The organism is Curtobacterium sp. MCLR17_039 (genome assembly GCF_003234745.1).
Taxonomy (GTDB): domain Bacteria; phylum Actinomycetota; class Actinomycetes; order Actinomycetales; family Microbacteriaceae; genus Curtobacterium; species Curtobacterium flaccumfaciens.
The window spans coordinates 116,357-132,768 of record NZ_QKTF01000004.1 but is presented as its reverse complement, the minus strand read 5'-3'; the positions used below and the strand labels follow the sequence as shown (position 1 = coordinate 132,768).

Genomic DNA, 16,412 nt, shown 5'->3' with positions numbered 1-16,412 from the left:
AGATGGTCACCGGGGGCGTTCTGCGCTCTCCGAAACTCAGCGCGGCCCGCGGTACAACACGATCTGCGTGTTCCGCTGCGGCCGCGACCCCGCCTTGAGCGAGATCGCCGCACCACTCGCGGTGGCGGCGAACACCCGTGCGCCGGGCCGGTTGATGAGCTGGTCGGCCAGCGCCGACTCGAGTTCCCGCACACGATCGCGGAGCGCCTTGTTCTCGTTCTCCAGGTCGAGCACCCGCCGGATGCCCTCCAGCGACACCCCCTCGGAGCCGAGGCGCGCGATCTCGCGAAGCTGCACCACGTCGCGCATCGAGTAGCGCCGCGACCCACCCCGGGTGCGACCCGGCACGACCAGGCCGAGCCGGTCGTACTGCCGCAGCGTCTGCGGGTGCATCTCGGCGAGCTCCGCAGCCACCGCGATCGCGAAGACGGGCGAGTTCTCGTCCATGTCGGTCATGGCGCGTTCCTTTCCGTCGTCCGCGTGGGGGTGAAAACCAGCCTGGAGGCTCGGGGCGGCTTCCTGACGGAGCCGCGCCGTTCCTCCAGGCCGGGTCTACTGCTGTGGTTGCGCGCTAGTCGCGCGCCTTGGCGAGGAGGTCCTCGCGGGGGTTCTCGTCGGGCAGCGCAGCCGCGAGTGCCTCGACGGCCTCGCGCTGCTTGTCCGACAGGTGCGACGGCACCGCGACCTGGACGGTCGCGAGCAGGTCGCCCGTACCGTTCTTCGTCGTGACGCCGCGGCCCTTGACGCGCAGGACGCGACCCGACGGCGTGCCGGGGGCGACCTTGAGCTTCACGGGCGAACCGCCGAGCGTCGGGACCTCGATCGTCGCGCCGAGCGCTGCCTCGGTGAACGTCACGGGGACGTCCACGCGCAGGTTGAGCCCGTCGCGCTCGAACACCGGGTGCTTCCGCACCGACACGGCGACCACGAGGTCACCGGCCTCACCGCCATCGGGCGAGGGCTCGCCGCGGCCGCGCAGACGGATCTTCTGACCGTCGGCGACACCCGCGGGGATGCGGACGTTCACCGGTCGGCCGTTGCCCTGCGACAGCTTGACGGTGTCACCGGCGATCGCCGTCGTGAAGTCGAGGGTCGTCGACGCCGTGACGTCGCGGCCCTTCGTCGGCCCACCGAAGCCGCGGTAGCCGCCGGAGGTCTGGCCGAAGCCACCACCCCCGCCGAACATCCCGCCGAGGATGTCCTCGAAACCGCCGGCACCGCCGGGGCCGCCCTGGCCGAAGCGGACGCGCTGTCCGCCACCGCCCTGCTGCCCGAACATCCCGCCGAAGACGTCCTCGAACCCGCCCTGGCCCCCGCCGCCCGCCGTGAAGCGAGCGCCGGAGCCCATGGCGCGGACCTGGTCGTACTCCTGGCGCTGCTCCTTGTCGGAGAGCACCGAGTACGCCTCACTGATCTCCTTGAAACGGTTCTCGGCGGCGGCGTCACCCGGGTTGGAGTCCGGGTGGAACTGCCGCGCGAGCTTCCGGTACGTCTTCTTCAGCTCGGCGTCGGAGGCGTCCTTGGACACGCCGAGGACCTTGTAGAAGTCCTTGTCGAACCAATCCTGACTGGCCATGGATCACCTGCCTTCTTCTGTCGTCACCGTGGGGAGCCGGCTCAGGCCGGGACCGCCACCGCGACCTTGGCCGCGCGGAGGACGCGCTCACCGAGCTTGTAGCCCGGCTCGACGACGTCCGCGACGGTCTGTCCGGTGGCACCCGGGGTGGGGAGCTGGACGATCGCCTCGTGGATGTTCGGGTCGAACGCCTCGCCCTTCTCGCCGATCTGCACGAGCTTGAACTTCTCGAAGCCCCCGCGGATCTTCTGGCCGATGACCTGCATCGGACCCTCCGCGAGGTCACCGTGGGCCTCGGCCCGGGTGAGGTCGTCGAGCGCCGGCAGCAGTGCCCGAACCACTTCGGCGATGGCGACCTCGCGGTTGGCCTCACGGTCACGCTCGACGCGCTTCCGGAAGTTCACCAGCTCGGCCTGCGCACGGAGCATGTCCGCACGCATCTCGGCGACGAGGTCGCGGTCCTCGGTGCTCAGCTTGTCCTCGGCGATGCCGCGGGCGGCGTCGGCGAGCAGCGCTTCGTCCTCCGGGGAGAGGTCGTTCGCTGCATCCGCCGCCGGGCCCCCGGCGGCGGGGCCGTCAGTCGGTACTTCGACGTCGGGCCCCTCCGCCTCGATGAGGTCCTCGGGCTCGGCAGCGTTCGTGGCGTCGCCCTCGACCTGGGGCTCGTCCTCGTTGGGCGCGTTGTCCTTGGGATCCGTCATCGTTACTTCTTGTCCTTGTCGTCTTCGTCGTCCACGACCTCGGCGTCGACGATGTCCTCGTCGTCGGCCGGCTGCTCACCCGCGGGCTGCTCGCCACCGGCGGTGCCGGCTGCTGCGTCCTGCTGGCTGTAGATGGCCTGGCCGAGCTTGCCCTGCGACTCGTTGAGCTTGTCGAAGGCGGACTTCACGGCGTCGTCGTCCTCGCCCGCGAGAGCGGACTTGAGCGCGTCGACGTCGGCCTGCACCTCGGACTTGACGTCCGCGGGGAGCTTCTCGTCGTTCTCCTTGATCAGCTTCTCGATCGAGTAGACGAGCTGCTCGGCCTGGTTGCGACGCTCGTTGGCCTCGCGACGAGCCTTGTCCTCGGCAGCGTGCTCCTCGGCCTCGCGGACCATGCGCTCGATGTCCTCCTTCGGCAGCGACGAGCCGCCGGAGATGACCATCGACTGCTCCTTGCCGGTGCCCTTGTCCTTCGCGGACACGTGCACGATGCCGTTGGCGTCGATGTCGAAGGTGACCTCGACCTGCGGGACGCCACGGGGAGCCGGTGCGATGCCGGTGAGCTCGAAGGTGCCGAGCGGCTTGTTGTCGCGGGTGAACTCGCGCTCGCCCTGGAAGACCTGGATGGCGACCGACGGCTGGTTGTCGTCAGCGGTCGTGAAGGTCTCGCTCCGCTTGGTCGGGATCGCGGTGTTGCGGTCGATGAGCTTCGTCATCAGGCCGCCCTTGGTCTCGATGCCGAGCGACAGCGGCGTGACGTCGATGAGCAGGACGTCCTTGCGCTCGCCCTTCAGGACACCGGCCTGCAGTGCGGCGCCGACGGCGACGACCTCGTCCGGGTTGACGCCCTGGTTCGGGGACTTGCCACCGGTCAGCGACTTGACGACCTCGGCCACGGCGGGCATGCGGGTCGAGCCACCGACGAGCACCACGTGGGCGATGTCGTTGACCGAGACACCGGCTTCCTTGATGACGTCGTTGAACGGCTTCTTGGTGCGGTCGAGCAGGTCGGAGGTCATCTGCTCGAACTGTGCGCGCGAGATGGTCTCGTCCAGGTTCAGCGGGCCCTCGGCGGTGAGCGTCAGGTACGGGAGCTGGATGTTCGCCGACATCTGCGACGACAGTTCCTTCTTGGCCTGCTCAGCCGCTTCCTTCAGGCGCTGCTTGGCGATCTTGTCCGTGGACAGGTCGACGCCGTGCTCGTCCTTGAACTTCTTGACCAGGTAGTCGACGATGCGCTGGTCCCAGTCGTCGCCACCGAGGCGGTTGTCACCGGAGGTCGCGCGGACCTGGATCGTCGAGAAGTCGTCGTCCTTGCCCACCTCGAGCAGGGAGACGTCGAACGTGCCGCCACCGAGGTCGAAGACCAGGATGAGCTCGTCTTCCTTGCCCTTGTCGAGGCCGTAGGCCAGAGCGGCGGCAGTCGGCTCGTTGATGATGCGGAGGACGTTGAGGCCGGCGATCTCACCGGCGTCCTTCGTGGCCTGGCGCTCGGCGTCGTTGAAGTACGCCGGCACGGTGATGACCGCGTCGGTGACGTCTTCGCCGAGGTACTGCTCGGCGTCGCGCTTGAGCTTGCCGAGGGTGCGGGCCGAGATCTCCTGCGGCGTGTACTTCTTGCCGTCGATCTCGGTGGTCCAGTCGGTGCCGACGTGACGCTTGACCGACGCGATGGTGCGGTCGACGTTCGTCACGGCCTGGCGCTTGGCGGTCTCGCCGACCAGGACCTCGCCGTCCTTGGTGAAGGCCACGATCGAGGGCGTCGTGCGCATGCCCTCGGCGTTGGCGATGACGGTGGGCTCGCCACCTTCGAGAACTGCGACGACGGAGTTGGTGGTTCCGAGGTCGATGCCTACTGCACGTCCCATGTGTTGCTCCTCTTGCTTGGGGGTAAGTCGTTGGACTTGCGTCCGATGGACTCAACTCTACTCCTGAGTCGCCTGGAGTCAACTTCGGGACGGCGAACTTGCGCCGGTCTCACTCAACTCACAGGCGCCCCCCGCCAGGGCTAGCACGTGCGTATGTTGGTATTTCACGTGATATTCTGAATACACATGCGCCGTCGGAGTCTACCGACGGGCGTGCCCCTTCCCGCGCGGCCGCTGCCTGCGGCCTGTCCTGAAAGATGCACATGTCTCACAAGAAGAGGGCATCGACTGCCCTCAAGTCCATGGGTGCGGCCGGACTGGCCGCAGCCACCATCGTGTCCGGCCTCTCCTTCGGCGCGACGGCGGCGACGGCGTCCCCCGTCCAGACGGATTCGTTCTCCACGCCCTTGGTGTTCAAGGCGGGCAACAGCTACCGCGCTTACACCATTTCCGGGACGGAGGCCTTCACCACGAAGTTCACTGCAACCGACTACAGCACGTACAGCGCAGCGGCAGCCCGCGCGACGTCGGCAACGTTCCCGGACGTTGGAACAACCGGGTACATCAACGTGGGCTCCGTCGGGTGTCTCGGGCTCCTGTACGCCACCAGCACTTTCATCTCCGCGGACCCGGCGTACTGCACGACCGACAACCCCGTGCGTTGGTCAGTTTCACGATCCGGCGCTGTCTACAGCGCAACCGTGAACAAGTTCGCCGGGGGTAGCGTCACCGACGCCGGCAGGACCTGGGCCGCTCCTGGATCCGAGGCAACCCCGCTGGCTGGCTCTCGGTTCGAGCAAGTTGCGCTCACCGCGCAGGTGACGAAGGTGAACAACATCGCGAAGAGCGCTGAGGTGTCGGGCACCGCAACGCCGAACGGCACGGTGACGATCGGCAGCAAGGTCGCCAACGTCAACGCGAGCGGCAACTGGTCGATGACGGTCGAAGGGCTCTCCGTCGGAGCCAACTCCCTCACCGCGACGCAGCGGTTCAACAACGCGCAGGTCGACCAGAAGACCGTCACCGCGACCATCGTCGCGGGTGGCACGCTCGTCGGTGTCGACCAGGGCCCGATCGAGCTCGAGCGCGGGGAGAGCACCCAGGTGCCCTTCGTGGTCGAGAACCGCGAAGCGCGCACGAACACGGACGGGACTGTCACGCTCGAGGCGCCCGAGGGCACGACCTTCGATGAGCAGACCACGGTGCAGGGCCAGTGGCGCCAGGTCGGTGGGACCGGTTGGGAGAACTCGACCTCGATTCCGCTGACGAACGGCTCGCCCTCGAGCGACGGCAAGACCATCACGTTCGACGTTGACTGGGCCGCCAACCACGGCGCGAATGAGCAGTATCGCTTCATGGTCGGCGTCACCGCTGCCGGTGACGCCCCCGCCGGTTCCGACGCAATGGACTTCTCCATGCCGGGTACCAGCAGCAAGGGTGACTTCCTGGCCGAGGGTACGACGACCACGACGATCGAGACGAACGTCGTCGACCTCGTGGCGAACATTGCGTCGATCGACCACGCAGGCAAGACCGCGGTCATTTCGGGTACCGCAACCCCGGGCGCGACGATCACGATCGGCGACAAGCGCGTCGAAGCCGACGCCGAGACCGGCGCGTGGAGCATCACGGTCGACGATCTCGACCGCGGGACGAACCCGCTGCACATCGTGCAGGAGATCGACGGCGAGGAGCACGACTCGAAGGACCTCGACGTCGTCATCAACGATGCCGCAATCTCGGGCCAGGACGGCACCGCTGTCACCCTCGAGCGTGGCGAGGTCACCTCGGTGGAGTCCCTGTTCAAGACCAACGGTTCGATCAGTCGCCCGCAGGGCAAGGTCGAGTTCACCGCGCCCGAGGGTACGACCTTCGCCGCGGACCAGGGCACGATCGAAGGTTCGTTCAAGAAGCCGGGTGAGGACGCCTGGACGAACGCCGCCATGACCCTGACCAACGGGGTCCGCTCCGAGGACGGCACGAAGTACACCTACGACTTCGCGACCACCACCACGACCTGGAACCTCCCCGACGCATCGCTGATGCGCTGGAACATCAACGTGAGCACCCCCGAGGACGCCGACGCCGGCACCTTCCCGATGCGCACCGTCCTCAGCGGCACCGCCGTGGAGGGCGCGTTCAACACCACGAGCACCACGCAGGCCACGATCGATGAGGCCGTGAACCCGGTCGCTCCGATCGTCGTGGAGACCCCGGCGAACGGATCGACCGCGACCGACAAGCGTCCGGTGTTCTCCGGTACGGGCGACGAAGGTGCCACGATCGAGATCACGGGCTCGACCGGCAGAGTCGTCGCCACCACCACCGTCAAGGACGGCAAGTGGAGTGTCCCGGCCGGCTTCGACCTCGTGGACGGCAGCTACATGCTCATCGCGACGCAGACGCCGCTCGAGGGGGAGAAGACGTCCGCGCCGATCAACTTCGTGGTCAAGGCGATGGTCCCGGTCACGCTGACTGCTCCTGCGATCGGCTCGGACGTCTCGACGCCGAACCCGGTCTTCCAGGGCCGCGGCACGCCCGGGGCGACCGTCGTCGTGAAGGGCACCTACGGCAGCGTCCTCGCTACGACCGAGGTCAAGGCGGACGGCACCTGGACGGTCCCATCGGCCATTGCGCTCGCAACCGGTAGCTACGCCGGGACGGCAACCCAGACCGTCGACGGCAAGACCACGACGGCACCGTTCAGGTTCACCGTCGGCCAGAACCTCGCCCCGGTGACGCTGGAGACCCCGGCGATCGGTGCTGAGGTCGAAGACACCAAGCCCGTGTTCACCGGCACGGGCCAGCCCGGCGCGACCATCGAGGTCAAGGGCACCTACGGCACCCTCCTCGCCACCGCGACCGTGAAGGACGACGGCACCTGGGAAGCTCCCTCGGACGTCACCCTCGCCAACGGCACCTACGCCGGCAAGGCATGGCAGACCGTCAACGACAAGACCACCTCGGCGGACTTCCGGTTCACCGTCGTGCAGGCGATCGCCCCGGTGACGCTCGAGACCCCGGCGATCGGCGCCGAGGTCACCGACACCAAGCCCGTGTTCACCGGCACGGGCCAGCCCGGCGCGACCATCGAGGTCAAGGGCACCTACGGCACCCTCCTCGCCACCGCCGTCGTGAAGGACGACGGCACCTGGGAAGCTCCCTCGGACGTCACCCTCGCCAACGGCACCTACGCCGGCAAGGCATGGCAGACCGTCAACGACAAGACCACCTCGGCGGACTTCCGGTTCACCGTCGTGCAGGCGATCGCCCCGGTGACGCTGGAGACCCCGGCGATCGGCGCCGAGGTCACCGACACCAAGCCCGTGTTCACCGGCACGGGCCAGCCCGGCGCGACCGTCGAGGTCAAGGGCACCTACGGCACCCTCCTCGCCACCGCCGTCGTGAAGGACGACGGCACCTGGGAAGCTCCCTCGGACGTCACCCTCGCTCGAGGTAGCTACGCCGGCAAGGCGTGGCAGACCGTCAACGGCAAGACCACCTCGGCGGACTTCCGGTTCGCCGTCGTCGCACCGATGATCCCCGTCTCGCTGACCACTCCCGCGCAGGACGCGGTGGTCTCCACCCCGAACCCGGTCTTCAGCGGTAAGGGGACTCCGGACGCCGACATCACCGTCACCGGCGCTTCCGGGACCCAGCTCGCCGCGGGCAAGGTGCGCAGCAACGGCGAGTTCGACCTCACCTCGACGATCGCGCTCGGAGCCGGTACCTACTCCGGGACCGTCCGACAGGTCGCTGACGGCAAGGTGACCACCGCCCCGTTCCAGTTCCGCATCCAGTTCACTGCGGTGACGCTGGAGAGCCCGGCGATCGGCGGGACGGTGACCAGCGGCACGCCGGTGTTCTCCGGAACGGGCACGCCCAACGCTCCGCTGGTCATCAAGGGTTCCGGCGGTACCACCCTGGCCACGGGATCGGTCAAGAACGACGGCACCTGGACGCTGACGTCGACCGTGACGCTGGCGCCCGGAAGCTACTCGGGCGAGGTGCTGCAGTCCCTGCCCGGTGCGGACACGAGGGCGCGGTTCTCCTTCACGGTGAGCTGAGCACTCCGAATCCGGAGCACTCGTCGAGGCCCAGGCTCGCTCACCGCGACCTGGGCCTCGACCCTTCCCATCCACACAACGCAATCGACGTCAGGATCCCTCATGCAGTTCATCAAGCCGCTCGCCATCGCCACCGCCGCGTTCGCCATCGCCACACTCGCGGGCTGCACGGCGGCTGAGACGAACACGGCGAAGCCCAGTTCCAGTCCGACGTCCACGTCGACGGCCCCGCCTGTGGTCAAGAAGGACGTCGCATGCAAGGACGGGACCGCGAAGGTCACCGACGACAGCGCTGAGCTCACCGTGCAGGGCGACTGCGAGAACGTCGAGATCTCCGCGTCCAATTCGCTCGTCACGGTGTCCGGAGCCGTCGGACACGTTTCGATCAGCGGTGCCATCAACTCGGTCCATGCGAAGTCCGTCGGGTCGGTGACCATCGGTGCCGGCTCGAACGGCAACCTCGTGAAGGCCGGGAACACCCCCACGGTCGACGACAAGGGCGAGCAGAACGAGATCACCGCGGAGTAGCACGCGCACGAGCGTGTTGTTCCCGCACACCACGAGATGCCCCGGCTGCTCATCGCGAGCAGCCGGGGCATCTTCGTGTGCGTGCTAGTGCTCGCCTCGGTCTCTTCGGCGGGCGACGCGTGTGACGATCAACGACCGCCGGCCTTCCGCGGGACAGCAAGAAGCCCCGACCGCTCCACACGGGAGCGGTCGGGGCTTCTTGTGCGAGCGCCTCAGCCAGCCAGCAGTGCCTCGACCGGCGTGCCGAGCTGGCCGTCGATCCAGTCCTGCAGGCGCACGACGCCGGCGTCCAGCTTCCACTGCGGCTGCCAGTCGAGCGCAGCGACCGTCGGAGCAACGTCACACGCGGCGAACCGGACGTCGCCGTCACGGAACGCCCCGGTGATGTGCGGCGCGGGTGCTCCGTGGTGATGAGCGATCGTCCGAGCGAGATCGTTGATCGTCGAAGGCACGCCGGACCCCACGTCGAACGTCGTCGTCCCGACCGAGCGAGCGGTCCCGAGTGCAGCGACGAAGGCGTCGGCGATGTCGTCGATGAAGACGAAGTCGCGGGTGATCTCGCCGTCCTCGTAGATCGGGATGCTCCGACCGGCACGGGCGAGCTGCGAGAACAACGAGACGATCCCGGTGTAGCTGTTCGTCAGCGACTGGCCGGGCCCGAACACGTTCTGCAGGCGCAGCACGGTCAACGCCGTGTCGCGCGCGCCCACCCATGCCGCGAGGATCTGCTCCTGCGACAGCTTGGTCGACCCGTAGACGCTCGTCGGATGCGGGACGTTGTCGCCGGCGCGGGCGGGGAGCGGCACAAGTCCGTCGAAGTCCCACGCCCCACGCTCGAGCTGCCCGTGACTGCGCTGGCCCGGGTACCGGACGTCCCCCCGCTCGGAGATCCAGCGGCCCTCGCCGTACACGGCTCGACTGCTGCTGAGCAGGATCCGCTCGGGGACGATGCCGTGACGACCGAACCCGTCGAGCATGCGCGTGGTGCCGACGACGTTCACCTCGGCATGACGCGAAGCCTCGTCGAGCGATTGCGCTGTTCCCGTCTCTGCGGCGAGGTGGATCACGATGTCCGGGCGGATGTCCGAGAGCACACGGTCCCAGGTCGCGCTCTTCGTGATGTCGCCAACCACGAGCTCTGCCGAGTCGTGGAGTCCATCCGGTCGGACCCGCTCGGGGTGCACCTGTGGGTGCAGCGAGTCGACCACCACCCAGCGGGTGAACGAACTCGCGAGCCGCTGGGACAGGGCGCAGCCGATGAAGCCGGCACCCCCGGTGATGAGGACGGTCTTGGTGGTGTTCATCTGTTTCCGCTTCCTTCTTCTGTGGGACGGTGGAGACGCCGACGTTCGCGAACGGCGTCGCGAGCTGACACAGCGACGTACCGGAGCACCTCGACGGCGCGACGTGGTGGGGCGCTGGCAGCACGGAGGTAGGGCGCGATGGGAGTCGCACCGGCTCGAGAGCGGCCGGCCGCGAGGACACGGGCGGTGATCGCACGACGGTGCCGCTCGTTCTCCCACCAGTAACGCCACGGCCGGACGGCTCCAGGGGACGCGTAGACCACGACGGTCGCGGGGTCGGGGACGACGGCTCCTGGGCGCCATCCGCGTGCGAACAGGTCGTAGTCCTCGCACCAGCGGATCTGTGGGTCGTACCCGCCGGTGTCGAGGTACCACTCGCGGCGGAACGCACTCGCCGGGTGCGCCACCGGCATCTGACCGCGCTCGAACATCGCGTCGACGGCATCGGAGTCGGGCGGGAACCGATCGGCGAGGATCGTCCGCGAGCCGCGCTGCTCGACGAGCCTGCCGAACGTCGCGACCGCGTGCGGGTTTCCCCGGAGCTGTCGGACGTGTGCCGCGAGCCTTCCGGGAAGCGCGACATCGTCCGCGTCAGCGATCGCGATCACCGCTGCGGTCGTCGCTCGGATGGCGCGGTCGCGTCCGACCGATCGACCGACGTTGTGCGGGGAGCGGATCACGCGGAGCCTCGGATCGACGAGTGATCCCAGCGCGAGATCGGTCCCGTCGGTCGATCCGTCGTCGAACACCACGACCTCTACGGCGACCTCGGTCTGGTCGAGGAGCGAGCGCACGGCGGGGATGATCGTGTCGACGGCGTTGTACGCGCTCATCACGACTGCGATGTCGGGGCGACCGGTCATCGGGATGCTCCGAGGAGTCCGCGGTCGCCGGTTCGAGGCTCTCGTGCGCGCGCTCCCGTCGTCGGTTGCTCGGAGAGACCGACCGGGAGACCGAGCGACAGCCCGATGAGGACCGAGGCGGGAAGCAGGACGAACGGGTAGACGAGGACGTTGTCCGTGGCGGCGGCAGCGAGTGTCGCCGTCAGGGCGAACAGCGCGGCCCAGTGGATCGGTTGGTCCGTCCGTGCGATCCGCTTGATGACACGGACGAGCACGAGCAGACAGCCCAGGACGAACGGGACCAGTCCGACGAGGCCCTCGTCGTGCAGGACGCGGAGGTACTCGTTGTGCGGCTGGGTGATCCCACCGAACCGCTCCGTCACGAAGACGACCGCCGACCCCGGGCCGTGGCCGAGGAAGGGCGCGTGCATCGCGTTCTGGCTGACTGCTTCCCAGAGCGCCGAACGGCCGGAGGTGTTGATCGCGAGGCCACCGACCTCGACCGCGTTGTCACCGACGAGGAAGCGATCACGCAGCGGTGCGAACGTCGACAGGAGCGCCCACGTGGCGAGCGCGACGCCGGTCACCGCGCCACAGGCGAGCAGGAGCCGGTGTCCTCGGCGGAGCCGGACGACGAGTCCCACCAACATCAGGATGCTGATCGCGGACGCCGTCCGGGACAGGCTGAGCACGATGGCCCCGACGATCACGAACGGAGCGGCACGGGCGAGGAGGTCCGTCGGTGGCAGCACCACCGCAGCGGCCAGCAGCACGAGAGCAGTGAGGGCGAACGCACGGGTCATGTAGACGTCCGCACCCGACACACTGCCGACGGCGAACACGACGGCGACCAGGACACCGACACCGGCGAACACCCGGAGCGTCGCGCCGGCGACCTCCACCGTCGCCGACCGCGCCGAGAACGCGATGCCGAAGGTGAACATGGTGAGGATCGCTGCGTTCTGGAGCCCGTCGGGGTTGGGCGCGAAGACGAGACGGACGACGACGAAGCCGTAGAACAGGAGGAACGGCAGGGGGACGGCTGCGAGGCCCGCTCCCACGACGAGCGGGGCCAGCGCGATGAGCACCGCCATGACGCCGAGCGAGATGAACGCCGAGAGGCTCACCGACCCCAGACCGACACGGCCACTCGTGTCGATCACGATCGCCATCGTCACCGCTACCCAGGTGAGCCAGGGAAGCGCCGGGGCTCGCCAGCGGTGCCCTCGGAACGATCGACGGCTCGGAAGGAACGCCGTGGCGGGACGGACGCTCATCGGGTGCTCTCGTCGAGGACGTGTCGCCAGGCGTCCGTGTAGGCGAGCTCGGACAGACGAGCCGAGAAGGTCCGGGAGGCGCCAGCGGACAGACGTTCGCGGAGTGCAGGGTCTCCGATCAGGGACTCGAGTGCATCGGCGAACGCTTCCTCGTCGCCGACGTCGACGAGGAAGCCGTTGACACCGTGCTCGATGAGGTCCGGAACGCCGCCGACGCGGTACGCGACCACAGGCGTGCCGCTCGCGAACGCCTCGACGATCGTCAACGGCTGCGCCTCTTCGAGCGACGACGTGAAGGCAAGACACGTCGACACCGCCAAGGCTTGCCACTTCTCCGCCGCACCGAGCGCACCCACGACCGCGACACGCGCCGTGGCGTCAGCGTCGACCAGTTCTCGTTCGACCGCTGCGACGACGGCTGCATCGGCGGGCGAACCCGCCAGCGTGAAACGCCAGGGCTCGGTCCCGGTGCGACGGAGGAGGAGCCCGGCGATCCGCGCGAAGTCCTCGGCACCCTTACCGGGGATGAGGTTCGACAGGAAGAGGACGCTGCACGGGTCGGCTGCGGTGGTCACTGCCGGCACCGGGCCCGGCGTGTTGGCGAGACACAGTGCAGCGCGGCCAGGCAGGTCTGCGAGCAGGGACGGACCGAGTGTGACGATCCGGTCGCTCGAGCCGAGGAGACGGTCCACACACCACGCCCACAACCGACCTCGACGACGGAGGTCCTCGAAGCCGACCGAGTGCACGTAGAGCACCAGAGAACTCCGGAAGAGCCGCAGGAGCTCGGACACGGCCCAGTCGACGAGGAACGATCCGCCCCGGGTGGTGACGAACACCACGACCACCTCGGGTCGGAAACGGACGCTCGTCCAGACGACACGGGTGAGCAGTCCGACCACCGCGACCACCTTGCGCAGCGACGGCACACCGACCTCGGCGACCGTCGCACTGAACCGTCGGTCGATGAGTCGTGACGGTCGCCCCAGCCGCTCGAGCACGTCGAAGAAGCGGAGGGTCATCACGGTCTGGCCGTGCACGGGCGGAGGAACCTGGCTGACGACCGCCACGCGTCCGCCGGTCATCGGCGTCGCCGCAAGGCCGCGCGGAGGAACACGAAGTTCCCGATGAGGTAGCGCTTCCAGAGACGGCGCGGTTCGCTCGCGAGCCGGAAGACCCACTCCAGTCCGACACGGGTCATCCACTCCGGCGCCACTGGCTTCGTCCCCGCGATGAAGTCGAACGCCACCCCGACCCCGATCGCGACCTTCCCGAGGTGTTCGGCGATCCGTCGCGTCTCGACGTCCTGCAGCGGTGTGCCGAGGCCGACCCAGATGATGTCCGGATCAGCGGCGACGATGTCGGCGTCCTGCGCGGCGAGCTCGTCGTCGGTCAGCGGCCGGAAGTACGAGCGGTGCGTCCCGACGATCGAGACGCCCGGGTACCGCCGCTCGAGTTCGGCGCGGAGGGAGGCCAGCACCTCGTCCGTGTTGCCGAGCAAGAAGTGCCGGAGTCCCCGGCTCCGCCCCCGGTCCATCATGTCCGGGAACAGCGACGGGCCCCTGACCTGCGACAGCGCGCGGCCCGGGAGCACTCTCGACACCCACGTGAGGGGCTTCCCGTCCGGGTAGACGGCAGCCCCGGAGGCGATGAGCCGGTGGTAGTCCTCGTCCTGCGCGGTGAGGGAGATCACGTACGAGTTCGCCAGGTGGACGTCACCGGCACCACCGCTCTGCGCGACCGCCGCGATCTGTTCGATCGCTTCATCACGGGTCGCGACGATGATCGGCACGCCCGCGATCTCGGTTCGCTCGAACTCGGCAAATGTCAGCATCTCGGTCCTTCACTCATCAGGCGGGTCACCCCGGGTCGGTGATATACTAACACGTGACATCCATAATGAGAGAGGCGCGAACATGCAGCGACTCGGCCGACTCGCGCTCCCCTTCGCCGCTCAGGCGATGCTGAGCCTGGGCCAGATGGGCATCACGATCGTCGGCACCGTCCGCCTCACTCCCGACGGATGGGGCCGTTTCGCCGTTCTGCTCTCCGTGTTCTTCATGGCGGCCGGCTTCGTGCGCGGATTCGGAGCACTGCCCGTCGTCATCTACCTGTCAGGCGACCCGGAACGGTCTCGAGCAGCACGCCGCGCTGCGGTGCTGCTCACCCTCGTCGCAGCGGCTCCCGCCTCGATCACGATCGCGGTCGTCGGTCTCGGTCTCGCAACCGCCGCATCCGGACTCGCGCTCGCAGCCGCACTCGTCACGTACGCCCTGTACGACACGACACGATCGGTCGAGATGTCGGCCGTCCGCTACGGCCGCGTCGTCTCGACCGACGCCGTGGTGATGGTGGTCCTGGCGGGACTCTGTGCTGTCGGGCTGTTGCCCGGCGTCGACGCGTCGGTGGGGCTGCCGGTGGCGATGACGATCGCGTACGGAGTGGGTGCCGCAGGACTCGCACTGCGCGGACGCCCGACCCGGTCGTGGAGCGTCCGGGCCTTCCTCGACGAGTACCGGCGGGACATCCCGTTCCTCGCGCTCGACGGCGTCCTCATCGGCACCACGATGAGCGCGGTGGTGATCGCGCTCGGTGCATCGACGTCACTCGCCGTGGCCGGCGCGTTCCGGAGCTGCACCACCCTCATCGCGGGACCGTTCCAGATGCTGCAGACAGGACTCTCCCCGACCGTCATCCGCTCGATGCGAGGCCGAGCGATCGAGGAGCGATCGGCCGATCACCGGGATCCCACTCGAGCTGTGCCGTCGACCTTCCGCGCACGGATGCGGTCGCTCGCCTTCCCCGCCACGATCGCTGCGAGCGCGATCCTGGCCGGCGTGCTCTGGGGCACGACGGCCGCTGCGGTCGTGCCCTTCGTCCTGAGCGCCATCCAGCTGACCGCGCTCTCCGACGCAGTCCCGTTCAGCGTCGTCGCTTGCCTCCTGGTGTCAGCACTGTGGACCAGCACCGTGTTCTCGACGTTCCAGCGCTACCGCCGATCGAACGCCGAGCTCACGATTGCGCGGGTCGTCACGCTCGCGTGTTCGCTCGGCATCCTCGTCGCCGTACCGTCGGACATCGCTGTGCCCGTCCGGCTGATCGCCGCGACCGCGCCGTGGGTTGTCTTCCCTGCGCTCCATGCCGTGCTCCGCTGGGCGCCCGTATCGCGGCGACTCTGACGGGTCCCGAGCCGAGAACGCAGCGGATCCCGAGCGCTCCGCGCGTCGATGCGGACAGCGCGCTCATCAGCGTGCGTCAGGAGTGGACTGCTCCGAGGGCGGACCGGACGATCGCGTCGAGACCGTGACGAGCCCGCCACCCGAGCTGATCGGCTGCGACGGACGGGTCCGCGACGACCGCGGCGGGATCGCCAGCACGAGCTGCGGCGACCCGCAGGGTGCTCGGTCGTCCGAGGGCGCTGCTCACCTCGGCCACGACCTCTCGGACGGACGCCCCCTTGCCCGTGCCGATGTTGACCGGGCCGGCGAAGTCGCTGGCGTCGCGGAGCGTGTCGACCGCAGCGAGGTGCGCCTGTGCGAGGTCTGCGACGTGGATGTAGTCGCGGATGCAGGTGCCGTCCGGGGTGTCATGGTCGTCGCCGTAGACGACCGGTGACTCACCGCGAAGGATCCGATCCACCACGATCGGGATGAGGTTCTTGGCAGCCGTGTCCGCGAGGTCGTCCCATCCGGCGCCGGCGACGTTGAAGTAGCGCAGCGAGATCGCCCGCAGCCCCCAGGCGTCGTGCGCTGCGTCGAGCATCCACTCACCGATCAGCTTCGTCTGGCCGTACGGATTGATCGGCGAACACGGAGTCCGCTCCGTGACGACGACGTCCTGCACATCGCCGTACACGGCAGCCGAGGACGAGAAGACGATTCGAGTGACTCCGACGGACCGCATCGCTTCGAGCAGGTGCCCGAGCCCTCCGACGTTGACGCTGTAGTAGCGCTCCGGCTCGGCGACCGATTCCGCGACGTCCTTGAGGGCCGCGAGGTGGATGACAGAGGACACGTCGTGCTCGTGCATGATGGCGATGAGTGCTGACGTGGCATCGGCGGCCGCGAGGTCGAGTTGGACGACGGCTCCGACCCGCGACCTGAGGCCGCTCGAGAAGTCGTCGACCACGATGACCGACTCGCCTCGCTCCTCGAGGAGGCGCACCACGTGCGAGCCGATGTACCCGGCGCCGCCGGTGACGAGGATTGACAAGTTCAGCTCCCAGAGGGTTCGGGGTCGGTGAGGGCGG

At 68.5% G+C, this 16,412-nt stretch carries 13 protein-coding genes; 3 read left to right on the top strand and 10 right to left on the bottom strand.

Features of this window, described 5'->3' with window-relative positions; translation table 11 throughout:
- Positions 1-36 precede the first annotated feature (36 nt).
- The 4 genes from DEJ00_RS06265 to dnaK form a co-directional block, all read right to left on the bottom strand.
- The gene (locus DEJ00_RS06265; RefSeq protein ID WP_027464889.1) at positions 37-447 is read right to left on the bottom strand and encodes a heat shock protein transcriptional repressor HspR; all 411 of its coding nucleotides are present in this window, start codon (positions 445-447) and stop codon (positions 37-39) included.
- A 124-nt stretch (positions 448-571) separates the two neighbouring features.
- Entirely contained in the window at positions 572-1,576 is a 1,005-nt protein-coding gene (locus tag DEJ00_RS06260; protein WP_017886377.1) for a DnaJ C-terminal domain-containing protein, read from the bottom strand.
- Between the two features lie 41 nt (positions 1,577-1,617).
- Positions 1,618-2,277 carry a nucleotide exchange factor GrpE gene (locus DEJ00_RS06255; RefSeq protein WP_083404289.1) on the bottom strand — a complete coding sequence of 220 codons (660 nt, stop codon included), beginning with the start codon at positions 2,275-2,277 and terminating at the stop codon, positions 1,618-1,620.
- A 2-nt stretch (positions 2,278-2,279) separates the two neighbouring features.
- Positions 2,280-4,145, bottom strand: a complete 1,866-nt coding sequence (dnaK, locus tag DEJ00_RS06250; RefSeq protein WP_071404963.1) for a molecular chaperone DnaK — start codon at positions 4,143-4,145, stop codon at positions 2,280-2,282.
- A 263-nt stretch (positions 4,146-4,408) separates the two neighbouring features.
- On the opposite strand from dnaK, the gene DEJ00_RS06245 reads away from it, so the two are divergent.
- On the top strand, positions 4,409-8,212 hold the full coding sequence (locus tag DEJ00_RS06245; RefSeq protein ID WP_146247880.1) for an Ig-like domain-containing protein: 3,804 nt from the start codon (positions 4,409-4,411) through the stop codon (positions 8,210-8,212).
- Between the two features lie 102 nt (positions 8,213-8,314).
- Entirely contained in the window at positions 8,315-8,740 is a 426-nt protein-coding gene (locus DEJ00_RS06240; RefSeq protein ID WP_111056745.1) for a DUF3060 domain-containing protein, read from the top strand.
- Positions 8,741-8,952: 212 nt separating this feature from the next.
- Here the strand turns inward: DEJ00_RS06240 and DEJ00_RS06235 are convergent, their stop codons facing one another.
- The 5 genes from DEJ00_RS06235 to DEJ00_RS06215 all read right to left on the bottom strand — a co-directional run bounded on the left by DEJ00_RS06235 (position 8,953) and on the right by DEJ00_RS06215 (position 13,997).
- Positions 8,953-10,044, bottom strand: a complete 1,092-nt coding sequence (locus DEJ00_RS06235) for an NAD(P)-dependent oxidoreductase (RefSeq protein WP_111056744.1) — start codon at positions 10,042-10,044, stop codon at positions 8,953-8,955.
- Positions 10,041-10,907, bottom strand: coding sequence for a glycosyltransferase family 2 protein (locus DEJ00_RS06230; protein ID WP_111056743.1), 867 nt, complete (start codon positions 10,905-10,907; stop codon positions 10,041-10,043). Before DEJ00_RS06230 ends, DEJ00_RS06235 begins: the two co-directional genes overlap by 4 nt.
- Positions 10,904-12,049, bottom strand: a complete 1,146-nt coding sequence (locus DEJ00_RS06225; RefSeq protein ID WP_181440094.1) for an O-antigen ligase — start codon at positions 12,047-12,049, stop codon at positions 10,904-10,906. Before DEJ00_RS06225 ends, DEJ00_RS06230 begins: the two co-directional genes overlap by 4 nt.
- Before the next feature lie 110 nt (positions 12,050-12,159).
- A complete protein-coding gene (locus DEJ00_RS06220; protein WP_181440093.1) occupies positions 12,160-13,203 on the bottom strand; it encodes a glycosyltransferase family 4 protein in 1,044 nt (347 codons plus the stop codon).
- A gap of 41 nt (positions 13,204-13,244) precedes the next feature.
- Positions 13,245-13,997, bottom strand: a complete 753-nt coding sequence (locus tag DEJ00_RS06215) for a WecB/TagA/CpsF family glycosyltransferase (RefSeq protein ID WP_027464898.1) — start codon at positions 13,995-13,997, stop codon at positions 13,245-13,247.
- 82 nt (positions 13,998-14,079) lie between these two features.
- Here DEJ00_RS06215 and DEJ00_RS06210 point away from each other — a divergent pair, with 82 nt between their 5' ends.
- A complete protein-coding gene (locus tag DEJ00_RS06210; protein WP_111056740.1) occupies positions 14,080-15,342 on the top strand; it encodes a hypothetical protein in 1,263 nt (420 codons plus the stop codon).
- Positions 15,343-15,418: 76 nt separating this feature from the next.
- Here DEJ00_RS06210 and galE read toward each other — a convergent pair whose 3' ends face one another.
- Entirely contained in the window at positions 15,419-16,375 is a 957-nt protein-coding gene (galE, locus tag DEJ00_RS06205; protein ID WP_111056739.1) for a UDP-glucose 4-epimerase GalE, read from the bottom strand.
- Positions 16,376-16,412 lie beyond the last annotated feature (37 nt).